The organism is Roseibium aggregatum IAM 12614 (assembly GCF_000168975.1).
Taxonomy (GTDB): Bacteria; Pseudomonadota; Alphaproteobacteria; order Rhizobiales; family Stappiaceae; genus Roseibium; species Roseibium aggregatum.
On sequence record NZ_AAUW01000001.1, the window covers coordinates 477,941 to 490,559 of the forward strand.

Genomic DNA, 12,619 nt, shown 5'->3' on the forward strand with positions numbered 1-12,619 from the left:
CAGACTTGTCGGTAATAGTAATAATTACAATGTCATTTGAGGCTGGTAGCGCGTGCCTGTCAGCGTGAAACCTCGTAGGCTTGCGGTGCCATCGGCTTGCGGATCTTGGTGTCTTCAACGCTGAGCGGCCCTGCGAATTCAAACGCGTTACGGCCGGTTTCCTTGGCCCGGTAGAGCGCCATGTCGGCCATACGTATCAGGTCCTGCTCGCTCATGCCCGACTCCGGTGCGCTGGCGATACCGATACTGACGCCGATACCGACTTTGTGGCCACCATCGATGTCGATGGGGTCTGCGATTGACCGGCAGATGTCCCCGGCGAGCGCGGCAAGCGCGTCCCGGTCCATTTGCTGGGTCAGAAGGACGATGAATTCGTCGCCTCCGATCCGGCTGACAACGCCATTCTCGCCCACCAGAAGCCGCAAACGGTCGGCAACGGCGCAGATGACCCTGTCTCCGGCTTCATGCCCGTAGGTGTCGTTCACAGGTTTGAAGCGGTCGAGATCACAGGCAAAAATAGAAAATCCGCGATCCGGCAGGCCGTCCAGCGAGAAGGACAGACAGTCGGAAAAGTGATGCCGGTTCGCCAGCCCTGTCAGGGCATCGTGCCGTGCGAAGTACCGGTTCTTTCGCTCGCTTTCTTCCAGCGAGGCCGACAGGCGGCTGATTTTTGTGGCAAGTGCGAAGGCCACGATGGCGATGAAGGATGCCAGCAGGACGATCAGCGGCAAGGCCATCATCCAGATTTCGCGTCCGGGTTTGGAATGGTCCCAGCGGAAGTAGCCGAATGTGGAGCCGTCCGCCGCCTGCACCAGATAGTTCGTCGGGTGCCTGCGTTCAGGCTCGCCCGGATAGAACCTGAAATCCCTGTAGCCGAGTTGTTCACTCAAACCGGTGAGCCAGTCTTCATCGATGTAGACGGCATTGACCAGAATTGCCGGATAGTCGCCCTCAAGGCGGACCTGACCTTCGTCGGGAAGGATCGGTATGGCACTGACGAAGGCCCGGGTCCCGTCTATTACGGCAAAGATGGCTTGAGACGTTTCCAAGAGGGCGGACTGAGGCAAGTACCAATCCGCGAAAACGGAATTCGAGCGGTTCTGCTGCCTCCGGAATGCGGCCATGGTCTGTTCGGCAAGTTTCCGGATAGGATTGCCGGATTGTAGCAGTTTGGTTTCAAACAGGACATCGTCCTTGATTGCCTGTGCGATCAAGGTCCCGTCCGGTGTCACCACAAAAGTCCGGTCGAGATTGAAATCTTCCCATAGGTCGCCGACCAGGTCGTCTTCGATGAACGCGCGGTCGAGCGGGGCCTGAAGGGCATTGAATGTCCTGTCCCACTGGGCCACCGTCATCTGATCGCGCGCCACCTGCCGGTGGATGTCGTTCAGGGTGCGGGTGAGGTGCAGTTGCTCGGCTTCGAGGGCGCGCCTGTCGGCCTCGCCCCAGGCCATCTGGGCGATATAGGTGAGGGAGGCTGTCGACAGGACAATCAGCAGAGCGGCAAAGCTGTAGATCCAGACGGTAATCCGCTGACCACGCTTGGGAAGGTCCTGCCCTTGAGGCACCGCAGCCGATGTCTTTTTCTTCGAATGGTACAAGAACAGTCATCCCCTCTTTCCCGGATGTGATGGCTGTCTAGTGGAAGAACTTTAACACCGGGTGGGGGAAGGTTGTTTTTGGGCCTTTACCTAGCGCAAACTACCAAGACACTTAACAAAGCGTTCAATTTCTTCTTCGCAGTTGAATGCATGAACCGAGGCACGCACCACTGCATCGAGACCTCGTTGCGGCAAGTCGATGCGGGCTGAGCTGGCCCGGCTGACGGACACGTTGATGCCGGCCTGACTGAGCCTTTGCTTGGTCTGCTCCGGGGTCTCGCCCTGCCATGTAAACGTGACGATGCCTCCCTTGCGCTCTCCCTTGTCGTGCAGCGTTGCCTCGCGGCGGGCAGAAAGCTCCGACCGCAAATGGTCGCCGAGTTCGCAGATCCGTTTGCCCAGCCGCTCCATGCCGAAGCCGATGGCATAGCTGACCGCAACGCCGAGGCCGATCTGGCCGGCAACATAGCGTTCCCAGGTCTCGAAGCGCCGGGCGTGGGGGACGAGTTCATAGCGATCCTCGTCGATCCATTCCGCGGCCTGCAGGTCGACAAACGGCGGTTCCACCTGGTCCAGCACGGCGTCGCTGACATAGAGAAAGCCGGTTCCGCGTGGGCCGCGCAGATATTTACGGCCGGTTCCGGACAGCATGTGGCAACCGATCTCGTCGACGTTCAGCGGAATTTGTCCGGCAGACTGACAGGCGTCCAGCAGGTAAAGCACACCGGTTTCCCGCGCGATCTCACCAACGTCTTCGGCCGGGTTGATCAGCCCGGAAAACGTCGGGATGTGGGTCAGCGCGAGGAGCCTTGTCTTCGGGCCAATGGCCGCCTTCAGGGCCTTGAGGTCGATTTGCCCGAAAGCATCATCCTCCACAATGTCGATCTCGATCCCCTTGCGCCGCTTCATCTGCAGCAGGGCAACGTAGTTGGAGACATATTCGGCGCGTCCGGTGACGACGCGGTCTCCCTGCCGGAAGTCTATGCCGTAAAAGGCCATGTCCCAGGCCCGGGTGGCGTTTTCGACATAGGCAATTTCGTGCGGCTTGCTGCCGACCAATGCCGCAAGGGAGGTGTAAAACGCGTCCATGGTGGCTTGGGCGGCTGCTGCTGCCTCGTATCCGCCGAGGGTGGCTTCAAGGTCTAGGTGCTGCTTGACGGCCTCCAGAACCGGGGTGGGGGCCAGGCCGGTTCCGGCATTGTTAAAGTGAATGAGCTGACGTACACCCGGAGTATCGTCCCTCAAGAGGTCGACATCCTGCTGGGTAAAAGACGAAACATTCATGACACCCTCGGGAACGGTATAAGAAAAACGACGAAGCACTAGACAAGCACCAGATGACGATCACTTATTTTGGTTATGGCTCCCTCGTCAATGTTGACACCATACCCCCCGGCGTTGAAGTCACACCCGGCGCCCTTCATGGCTGGGTGCGGGAGTGGAAGGTGTGCGGAGAGGGTGAGAACGGCAAGGGGCGTTGCGCGCTGACGATTCGCGAGCAGGAAGGCACGCGCATCATGGGCGTGATGGCGCGTGAACCGAAGACGCGTCTTGCGGAGCTGGAGCTTCGTGAGAAACGCTATCTGAAGGTCGAAGCGGTCGGCCGCTCGTTTCGATGCGATGCGGCGATGCAGCCGGGGCCAGACGAACTGTTTCTTTTCCGGGCGGCTCCCGAACATTGCCGATGGGGCACGGACACGCATCCCATCCTGCAAAGCTATCTGGACTGCGTTCTGGCCGGGTTCTTCCGGTTCTGGGGCGAGGCGGGGATCGATCATTTTCTGGAAACAACCGAAGGCTGGCATGTGCCCGTGTTGCCGGACCGGGCGCGGCCGCATTATCCGCGCAAGGTCGTGCTGGATCCCGAGCTCGCGGATCTGATTGACTGCAAGGTCAAAGCGCTCGGCGTCCGCTTTCTTCCGCCTGTTGGCTAGCCGACTGAAAGGTGTCAGCCAAGCAGCGCTTGCAGTCCGTAGCCGACACCGAAGGCGATGGCAGCTGCAAAAGTACCGATGGCGGTCGTTTCCAGACCACAGGATACCCAGTGGCGCTGCGACCAGCGCGCCCTCAGGGAACCGATGGTGAAAAAAGCAAGGATCGTCAGAACCGTCGCGGTTGCCGCACTGGCAGGCACCGGAAAGACGAACGGCATCAGCGGGATCGAGCCGAAAAGAACGAAGGCGGCAAACGTGTAGAGAGCTGCCTTGAGCGGCGACCGCGCTGAATCCGTCAGGCCGTATTCTGCCTGCATCATGGTTTCGATCCAGATGGATTTGTTGGAAGAGACCAGCTCGACCAGCGTATCCAGATCGGACCCATCATATCCTTTGGCACGGAATATCTGCCGGATTTCCTCGCGTTCGCCATCGGGCGCCACGGCGATGTGTTTTTCTTCCACGGCCTTCAGACGGGCATAATCCTCGATTTCGGACTTGGAGCCGCTGTAGTTGGCCGCGGCCATGGAAAAGCCGTCTGCAAACAGGTTGGCAGCTCCCAGGATCAGGATAATCGTCGCCGAAAGGTCCGCGCCGATCGAGCCTGCCACGATGGCAAAGGTTGTCACGGTGCCGTCTATGCCTCCATAGACCCAGTCTCTGAGGTAACTGGCGTTCGGTCCTGAAGCGAGCCGGTTCGCGATGTCGTCGGGCCTGTGGCTATGCTCCAGACGAGGTGTCGGCATGAAGTCTTCCTCTATGGTTTTGCCCAAGATGCAGCCCTTGAACCATACCCGCAATGATCCGTCTCAAAGGCACGCTTTTCGCGTCCGGTGAAGCGAACCGAAAATCATCCTGAAAACTGGGTTAAATTTGGGGGATTGCCCTGTGGCCTTGGCGGCCCATGAAGTGTATAAGGCCGCACGTTTGCCTTGAATTGGCAGACCCAAACGAACGAAAATGTCGCGGACCGCGTGATCAAGGGTGCTAAAAGTACCTGCGGGTCCAGTGAGGAGTAGGAAGTATGGCGGAGAAGTGGAGCCCGGACAGCTGGAGATCGAAGCCGATCTTGCAGGTGCCGGAATACCCGGATCAAGAGGCAGTGGCGGATGTTGAACAGCGCCTGTCGACTTATCCGCCGCTGGTTTTTGCAGGTGAAGCGCGTGCGCTGAAGAGCCAGCTTGCAAATGTCGCGCAGGGCAACGGTTTTCTGCTGCAGGGCGGGGACTGCGCCGAAAGCTTTGCCGAGCACCATCCTGACCACATTCGTGACTTCTTCCGTGTCTTCCTGCAAATGGCTGTGGTGCTGACCTATGCCGCCAGCCAGCCAGTTGTGAAAGTCGGCCGAATTGCCGGCCAGTTCGCCAAGCCCCGCTCTTCCAATTTCGAGAAGAAGGGTGATGTCGAGCTGCCGAGCTACCGCGGCGACATCATCAACGACATCAACTTCACCCCGGAAAGCCGCATCCCGGATCCGGGCCGCATGGCCATGGCTTACCGTCAGTCCGCTGCAACGCTGAACCTTCTGCGAGCTTTCGCGCAGGGCGGGTTTGCGAACCTCGATCAGGTTCATCGCTGGATGCTCGGCTTCATCTCCGACAGCCCGCAGGGCCATCGGTACAAGGAGCTGGCTGACCGGATTTCAGAATCCCTGAACTTCATGAAAGCCTGCGGCATCAATGCCGAAAGCGTTCCGCAACTTCGCTCGACCGATTTCTTCACCAGCCACGAAGCTTTGCTGCTCGGCTACGAGGAAGCTCTGACGCGTGTCGATTCCACGTCAGGCGATTGGTATGCGACCTCCGGCCACATGATCTGGATCGGCGACCGGACGCGTCAGCCGGACCATGCTCATGTGGAATTCTTCCGCGGCATCAAGAACCCGATCGGCCTCAAGTGCGGTCCGTCGCTTTCGCCGGATGGCCTGCTGGAGTTGATCGACATCCTGAACCCGGAAAACGAACCGGGCCGGTTGACGCTGATCGCCCGTTTCGGTGCCGACAAGGTGTTCGACCATCTGCCGCAGCTCGTTCGTGCTGTTCAGCGGGAAGGCAAGTCGGTGGTCTGGTCCTGCGACCCGATGCATGGCAATACCATCTCTGCCGGTGGCTACAAGACCCGTCCGTTCGACCGGATCCTGAAAGAAGTGGAAGCCTTCTTCGCAGTTCACCGGGCCGAAGGCACACATGCCGGTGGTGTTCACATCGAAATGACCGGGCGGAACGTGACCGAGTGCACGGGCGGGGCACGCGCGCTGACCGAAGACCAGCTCGGCGACCGCTACCACACCCATTGCGATCCGCGCCTCAATGCGGATCAGGCGCTGGAACTGGCTTTCCTGATCGCGGAAAACCTGAAGAAGGAACGCGACCACCGCCAGGTCGAGCCGCTTGCGGCAAGCGCCTAAAAACCTGTCGCATACGAACGTTGATTGAAAGGGCGGCACTTGCCGCCCTTTCTCATTTTTTCCGCATTTTTCCGGATGAACATGCCCGAAGGTAAGCCTCGCTTAACGCTCGCAGCGCATACATTCTCGTCAGGGAATCGGGTGAAGCGGGGAGACTGAGTGTTGCGTGAGAAGTGGGATCTATCGAGGATTTCCTGTCTGATTGCGGAAGACAATCCCCACATGCGCTCCATACTCCGCTCGGTCCTGACAGGGTTCGGCATCCGCTCGGCCTATGAGGCGACGGACGGCGCGGAAGCCCTGGAACTGGTTGTCGACCGCAAACCGGACATCGTCCTGTGCGACTGGGTGATGAACCCCTTTGGCGGCAACGAATTTCTTCGCATCCTGCGGTCCGACAGGGATCTGGTGATCAGCACCACGCCGGTGTTGATCGTGACAGCGCACGCCAAGCGGGCAACGATCCTGGAAGGTATCGAGATCGGCATTCATGGGTTTGTCGCCAAACCCATCGCTCCCGCCATTCTGTATCGCCATATCGGTGATATCCTTGCACGGCAGGAAATCCATGGACGGTCCAAGGGCATACTCGGACCCGGTCAGCAGCCACCGCTTCGCAAGCTGAACGTCACTGGCGCCGAGCCTGTGGCAACGCCGGAGACTTCGGACGATCTGGCCGGCCTCGCCTTGCTCTGAAGCAAGCGCCGGGTGGAACCGGTGCTGGCCAGGCATTTGCGGAGCGTTGGCAAAGCATCTTCTGGACGGGCGCAAATTCCGATTGGACGTTCACCGATCTAGCGGCTACACCAGAAAGCAATGTCACTTCCTGGTAATTCTCCGATGATTTCAGACCGTTTCAGACTGGCTGTCGCGCAGCTAAACCCGACTGTTGGCGATGTGGCCGGAAATGCAGACCTTGTTCGCAAGGCCCGGCTGGATGCTGCCTCTCAAGGGGCGGACCTCGTCCTGACCTCCGAATTGGTGCTCGCGGGCTATCTGCCGGAAGATCTCGTCTTGAAACCCGCCTTCGTCAGACGCTGCATGGAAGCGGCCGAAACGCTGGCCGGAGAAACCGCCGACGGTGGTCCGGGGCTGATCCTGGGGTCTCCGTGGCGGAGCGAAGAAGGCAAGGTCTATAACGCAGCCCTGCTTCTGGACCAGGGCGAGATCAAGGCTGTCCGCTACAAATACGACCTGCCGAATTATAGCGTCTTTGACGAAAAGCGCGTGTTTGCGGCGGGTCCCTTGCCCGGGCCGGTCGACTTCCGCGGCGTGCGCATCGGCCTTCCGATCTGCGAAGACATCTGGAACGACGAGGTCTGCGAGTGTCTGGAGGAAACCGGAGCGGAGCTGCTTCTGGTTCCCAACGGCTCTCCTTACTGGGAACACAGGGCAGAGCACCGTCTCCAGGTGGTCGTCTCGCGGGTGGTGCAGACCGGTTTGCCGCTGGTCTACTGCAACCAGCTTGGCGGGCAGGACGAGCTTGTCTTTGATGGCGGCTCCTTCGCGCTCCACGCCGACCGTTCGCTGGCGTTCCAGATGCCTCAGTTCGAAACCGCTCTCGGCATCAGCGACTGGAAACGGGACGGCGACACCTGGCTCTGCGAGAACGGCTCTGTTGCAAAGCTGCCGGATCTCGATGAGGCCAATTGGCGGGCCTGCGTCATGGGTCTTGGGGACTATGTCACCAAGAACGGTTTTCCGGGAGTGGTGCTTGGGCTGTCCGGCGGCATCGATTCCGCCATTTGCGCGGCCATGGCGGTTGATGCGCTTGGAGCCGACAAGGTTCATGCGATCATGCTGCCGTATCGCTATACGTCGGAAGAAAGCATCACCGATGCGGCCGCTTGCGCCAAGGCCCTCGGCATCCGTTATGACACGGTGCCGATTTCCGAACCGGTGGAAGGGTTCCGGTCGGCGCTCAGCAATCTGTTTGCCGGCACCAAGGAAGACACGACCGAAGAAAACCTTCAGTCGCGTGCGCGCGGTGTGATCCTGATGGCGGTGTCCAACAAGTTTGGCCACATGGTCATGACAACCGGCAACAAGTCGGAAATGTCGGTTGGTTATGCCACGCTTTATGGCGACATGAACGGTGGCTACAATCCGATCAAGGATCTCTACAAGACCCAGGTTTACCACCTGGCCGAATGGCGGAATAACAACCGGCCGGAAGGCCTGCTGGGGCCGGGCAGAGAGGTGATCCCCTCCAACATCATCACCAAGGTGCCGACCGCCGAACTGCGTGAAAACCAGACCGATCAGGATTCCCTGCCGCCTTACGATGTTCTCGACGACATTCTGGAATGTCTGGTGGAAGACGAGATGTCGGTGGGCGACATTGAAAAACGCGGCCATGACAGGGCGCTGATCCACCGGATAGAACATCTTCTCTATATTGCCGAATACAAACGCCGGCAGGCGCCTCCAGGTGTGAAGATCACCGAGCGCAATTTCGGCAAGGACCGGCGATATCCCATCACCAACAGGTTCCGCGACCGCTCCTGAGGGGGCGCTTGATGGGCGCTTGCCAGGCGGACGTTTCGCAGCACCTGACCGATTGAAAAATGAATGGGCGTGGCTGGAGAAATTCCCACCTCCTGAAGAGGGGCAGTCAGGTCCGTCTCGAGGGTGGGCGGCATGTTCAGCCGGATTTGGTCCATCCTTCGAGACAGCGTTACGCGCTTCCTCAATATGAGGATGTGTGTGGGTCTTCAGTTGTTTGTTAAAAGTGTGCTTTGCCTCGATGACCTATTTCTCGTTCCTGCGTGAAAATGCCCGCTGGCTTGCCGCCAGTTATCTGCTGGCGGTTTTTTCCGGCTTTGGGCAGACGTTTTTCATCTCGCTTTCGGCGGGCGACATCCGGGCGGAGTTCGACCTCAGTCACGGCGATATCGGCTTGCTCTATATGGTCGCGACGCTCGGCAGTGCACTGACCTTGCCCTATGTCGGCCGCAGCCTCGATCACTTCCCGGTACAGAGGATCGCAGCGGTGGTGATGACAGGCCTGGCCCTGTTCTGCCTGGCGATGGCCAACACGTTTTCCGTCTGGATGGTCGGGCTCACCTTTTACGGTCTTCGCCTGTGCGGGCAGGGCATGATGACCCACACGTCGGTGACCGCGGCGGGCCGCTGGTTCACAGCGCAACGCGGCCGGGCGGTTTCGCTCGCAGTTCTCGGCTTTCCGACTGCCGAAGCCCTGTTTCCGCTCTGTTTCGTCGTCCTGGCCAATGCCTTTGGCTGGCGGGGCGCATGGACGGTATCGGCCATCGTGCTCGCAGTCGTCGCCATGCCGGTTTTGCTGACGCTCCTGGCAAAGGACCGCATTCCATCGGCGCTGGAAACAGCCTCTGCCAAACCGGAAGGCCGTCAGTGGACGCGCGGAGAAGCGCTGCGCGACGTCCGCTTCTGGCTGGTCAATTGCGGCGTCAACGCACCGGCCTTCATCGGCACGGCGATCTTTTTTCACCAGGTCTATCTGGTGGAACTTAGAGGCTGGACGCTGGAACTCTTCGCGAGCGCCTTCCTGCTGATGGCCTCCGGCGTGGTTTGCGCCTCGCTGGTGATCGGCCCGTTGATCGACCGGTTCTCCGCGCGCCAGTTGCTGCCCTTCGCTCTGGTTCCCCTGACGCTGGCCTGCTTCGTGCTCGCCAATTTCCACGCGCCTGCAGCCGCATTCGTCTTCATGCTGCTTGTCGGCATTTCGAACGGCTTCAACAGCACTCTGGTCGGGGCGTTATGGCCGGAGGTCTACGGAACCAGGCACATGGGGGCAATTCGCTCGGTTGCCTTTTCCGTGATGGTGTTCGCTTCCGCCGCGGGTCCCGGTCTGGTCGGTTGGCTGATCGACAAGGGCGTCTCGTTCGATCTTCAGGTCATGGCAATGGGACTCTATTGCCTCGTTTTCTGCGGTGTCCTTGGCTTTGTGTCGCGGACCTACCGGTCTGGCGAACATTCTTCGTAAGGTCCGATAGTTTGGGGTTGCCGTCCGGTTCAACCCCGGCTAACTCATCGCCATGACTGTCACCGTACGCTTCGCGCCGTCGCCGACCGGCCACATCCACATCGGCAACATCCGTCCCGCGCTCTACAACTGGCTTTTTGCCAAGAAAATGGGCGGCAGGTTCATTCTGCGCTTCGATGATACGGACCTTGTCCGCTCGAAGCAGGAATACGCCGATTCCATCGAGAGCGACCTGCATTGGCTTGGTATCGAGCCGGACCTGAAGGAGCGGCAATCGGACCGGATCGCGAATTACGATGCGGCGGCCCAGAAGCTCAAGGACGCTGGCCTGCTTTATCCGTGTTATGAAACCCCGGATGAACTGGAGCGGCGCCGGTCACGCCAGCGTGCGCTCGGCAGACCCCCGGTCTATGACCGTGCAGGCCTGAAACAGACCGCGGAAGAACGCGCCGCCTTTGAAGCGGAAGGCCGCAAGCCGCATTGGCGGTTTGTCCTGCCGAACCACGACGGAAATCCGTTTGAAACCAGGCGTACGGATGTTGCCTGGTCGGATCTGTGCCGGGGTGACCAGACCATCGATCTGGCGTCCATGTCCGATCCGGTCCTGATCCGTGCGGATGGGTCGTATCTCTACACGTTTACCTCCATCGTCGATGATATCGACATGGACGTGACCCACATCATCCGCGGCGAGGATCACGTCTCCAACACCGGTGTCCAGATCGCCATCTTCGAGGCGATGGGGGCGAAACCGCCGGTGTTCGGCCATCACAACCTGCTGACGACGATCGACGGCGAAGGCCTGTCGAAGCGCAAGGGAGCGCTTTCCATAGGCTCGCTGCGGGAGGCCGGGCTTGAGCCGATGGCGGTCGCTTCCCTGGCCGTTCTGACCGGCACAAGCCAGGCGGTCGAGCCGGTTGCGACCATGGACGCCCTGATCGAGAAATTCGATCTGACCAGCGTCTCCCGGTCCTCCGCCAAGTTCGATCCGGAGGAACTGAAATCCCTCAACGCCCGTCTGGTGCACGACTTGCCCTTCGAGGCGGTCGAGAAACGCCTTGCCGACATGGGCATTGATGCAGGTGCTGAATTCTGGGAAACCGTGCGCGGCAATTGTGAGACCGTCGGCGATGCGCGTTCCTATTGGCAGATTGTCACCGGCCCGGTCGAAAGCCGCATCGAGGACGAGGACCGGGAGTTCGTTTCAGGCGCGAAGGCCTTGCTGCCGGAAGGCGAAGTGACCGGGGAAACCTGGGGCGAGTGGACGTCTGCCCTGAAGGCGGAAACCGGGCGCAAGGGCCGTGGCCTGTTCATGCCGCTGCGCCGGGTGCTCACCGGCATGGATCACGGTCCGGACATGAAGGCTTTGTTGCCGCTTATTGGGCGACGAAATATTCTGGACCGACTACCCTGACAGGGGCCTTCCGGTCCGGCGCCTCGTGGTAGCCGTCGTCATCCGTCTTGAAGACGGGTGAAAAGGCTGTCAGGTCCTCCTCGTTCGTTTCCTCGTGGGAACGGATCGACAGGACCGGGAACCCGTCCTTGAAACCGGAACTTGAAGCCACTTTGTTCTCGCCGCTCTCAAACCGTGTTGCGGCGAGGTCAAGCCGGGCGGAAACATTGAAACCCTTTTCCATATTCATGAGGGTATCGGGATCCTCGAAACGCGGTAACTGCGTTCTGTCGAGCGGGGTTCTTGCCAGCGGAGAGGGGAGGTCCTCTTCGTGTTCGTAGGTTCCGCCACGGCTTGGCTGAAGCGTTCGGCGCGGCAGGCCGGCGCTGATATCAGTGAAAAACACCTTGTTGCCGGAGCTGGTGCTGATATCCGTCCAGGCAGACTGCGCCTTCGACTGGCGGGTCGTGCGGCAACTGCAGCCTTCCACGAATTCGCTCTTGTAACGGTAGGCGAAAGGCTGCTCGGAGTAGAGGTGACCGGCAAGGGACATCATCTGGGACTGATCGCCGCCCGGGTTGCGATAGACGTATAGCTCTGTTTCCGCTGCCGGACAGATTTCCGAACACCGTGCCTCGTCGTAGGCAAATTGGCTCTTGCCTGTCGAAAAACTGACGGGGAAGAAATAGCCGTCGCAGGTTCTGACGCAAACAGTTCGGAACGCTCCGCCGGAAGGCAGTGAATACCGTTTGGTTTCGCTGCGGGTCTGGCGGCGCACGGAAGCAATTTCGCGGTCGCCGGTTGTCGCTGAAGTCGGTTCGACGCGAGGCTGTTCGACGCGCTGTTGCGGGTTGAAAATACGGGCCAGAAGCGATTGAGGTTTGTTTTCGCCATCGGCATTGTGTTGCCGGGCTTCCCGGGAAGGGGCGTTGCAATTCTGTTTGGCAAGCGAGGCCTTGATCTGCCGCACGCGTTTGGCGTTTTTTGACGACCCGCCGCCAGACTTTGCAAGCTGGCGCTCAATTGCGGCGAGGTTGGCCTTCATGCGTTTGATCTTGTCGTTGAGACCGTTGCATTTGGCCGAAGCGGTCGCGGCACAGCCGTAATAGTTCGCGTCCCGTTCTGCCGCACTGATGGCTTTCTGCTGCTGGGATTTGGCGGTGCTCCATTTCCGGGCCGCGGGCGACTGGGCGCCGGAGCGCTGTTCGATCCGCTGAAGCTCAGCGTTCAGGCTGGTGCAGGTGGCTGCGCTTGCCGTGTGTGCGCTCAGCACGAGGCAGGCACCAAACGCGACAGCGCGTGCCAAAACCTTCGACCTGG

The 12,619-nt window shown here is 59.9% G+C and carries 10 protein-coding genes; 6 read left to right on the forward strand and 4 right to left on the reverse strand.

The features are described 5' to 3' along the window. Positions 1-59: 59 nt before the first annotated feature. Both SIAM614_RS30415 and SIAM614_RS02220 read right to left on the reverse strand, forming a co-directional pair. Positions 60-1,601 carry a diguanylate cyclase domain-containing protein gene (locus SIAM614_RS30415; protein ID WP_006931711.1) on the reverse strand — a complete coding sequence of 514 codons (1,542 nt, stop codon included), beginning with the start codon at positions 1,599-1,601 and terminating at the stop codon, positions 60-62. Between the two features lie 90 nt (positions 1,602-1,691). Next, positions 1,692-2,885: an aminotransferase class V-fold PLP-dependent enzyme gene (locus SIAM614_RS02220; protein ID WP_006931713.1), complete on the reverse strand. Its 1,194-nt coding sequence runs from the start codon at positions 2,883-2,885 to the stop codon at positions 1,692-1,694. Positions 2,886-2,938: 53 nt separating this feature from the next. Between SIAM614_RS02220 and SIAM614_RS02225 the strand changes: the two genes are divergently transcribed. After that, positions 2,939-3,535, forward strand: a complete 597-nt coding sequence (locus tag SIAM614_RS02225; RefSeq protein WP_006931714.1) for a hypothetical protein — start codon at positions 2,939-2,941, stop codon at positions 3,533-3,535. Between the two features lie 14 nt (positions 3,536-3,549). Here the strand turns inward: SIAM614_RS02225 and SIAM614_RS02230 are convergent, their stop codons facing one another. Next, entirely contained in the window at positions 3,550-4,281 is a 732-nt protein-coding gene (locus SIAM614_RS02230; protein WP_040438957.1) for a VIT1/CCC1 transporter family protein, read from the reverse strand. A 278-nt stretch (positions 4,282-4,559) separates the two neighbouring features. Between SIAM614_RS02230 and SIAM614_RS02235 the strand changes: the two genes are divergently transcribed. From SIAM614_RS02235 to gltX, 5 genes are all read left to right on the forward strand, one after another. Next, the gene (locus SIAM614_RS02235) at positions 4,560-5,942 is read left to right on the forward strand and encodes a class II 3-deoxy-7-phosphoheptulonate synthase (RefSeq protein ID WP_006931718.1); all 1,383 of its coding nucleotides are present in this window, start codon (positions 4,560-4,562) and stop codon (positions 5,940-5,942) included. A gap of 159 nt (positions 5,943-6,101) precedes the next feature. After that, complete coding sequence (locus SIAM614_RS02240; protein WP_267871935.1) at positions 6,102-6,638, forward strand: response regulator; 537 nt, start codon at positions 6,102-6,104, stop codon at positions 6,636-6,638. A gap of 144 nt (positions 6,639-6,782) precedes the next feature. Then, the gene (locus tag SIAM614_RS02245) at positions 6,783-8,450 is read left to right on the forward strand and encodes an NAD+ synthase (RefSeq protein ID WP_006931723.1); all 1,668 of its coding nucleotides are present in this window, start codon (positions 6,783-6,785) and stop codon (positions 8,448-8,450) included. Positions 8,451-8,688: 238 nt separating this feature from the next. Next, on the forward strand, positions 8,689-9,906 hold the full coding sequence (locus SIAM614_RS02250; RefSeq protein ID WP_006931725.1) for an MFS transporter: 1,218 nt from the start codon (positions 8,689-8,691) through the stop codon (positions 9,904-9,906). Positions 9,907-9,958: 52 nt separating this feature from the next. Continuing rightward, positions 9,959-11,320, forward strand: coding sequence for a glutamate--tRNA ligase (gene gltX, locus SIAM614_RS02255; RefSeq protein ID WP_006931727.1), 1,362 nt, complete (start codon positions 9,959-9,961; stop codon positions 11,318-11,320). Here gltX and SIAM614_RS02260 read toward each other — a convergent pair. After that, entirely contained in the window at positions 11,283-12,572 is a 1,290-nt protein-coding gene (locus tag SIAM614_RS02260) for a DUF2865 domain-containing protein (protein WP_208983870.1), read from the reverse strand. The two genes, gltX and SIAM614_RS02260, sit on opposite strands and share 38 nt — an antisense overlap. Positions 12,573-12,619 lie beyond the last annotated feature (47 nt).

What these genes read in the sequence shown, in the direction of transcription:
- SIAM614_RS02245 (WP_006931723.1), top strand. Translation starts at nt 6,783, where the DNA reads ATGATTTCAGACCGTTTCAGACTGGCTGTCGCGCAGCTAAACCCGACT.
- gltX (WP_006931727.1), top strand. Translation starts at nt 9,959, where the DNA reads ATGACTGTCACCGTACGCTTCGCGCCGTCGCCGACCGGCCACATCCAC.
- SIAM614_RS02225 (WP_006931714.1), top strand. Translation starts at nt 2,939, where the DNA reads ATGACGATCACTTATTTTGGTTATGGCTCCCTCGTCAATGTTGACACC.
- SIAM614_RS02235 (WP_006931718.1), top strand. Translation starts at nt 4,560, where the DNA reads ATGGCGGAGAAGTGGAGCCCGGACAGCTGGAGATCGAAGCCGATCTTG.
- SIAM614_RS02220 (WP_006931713.1), bottom strand. Translation starts at nt 2,885, where the DNA reads ATGAATGTTTCGTCTTTTACCCAGCAGGATGTCGACCTCTTGAGGGAC.
- SIAM614_RS02250 (WP_006931725.1), top strand. Translation starts at nt 8,689, where the DNA reads ATGACCTATTTCTCGTTCCTGCGTGAAAATGCCCGCTGGCTTGCCGCC.
- SIAM614_RS02230 (WP_040438957.1), bottom strand. Translation starts at nt 4,281, where the DNA reads ATGCCGACACCTCGTCTGGAGCATAGCCACAGGCCCGACGACATCGCG.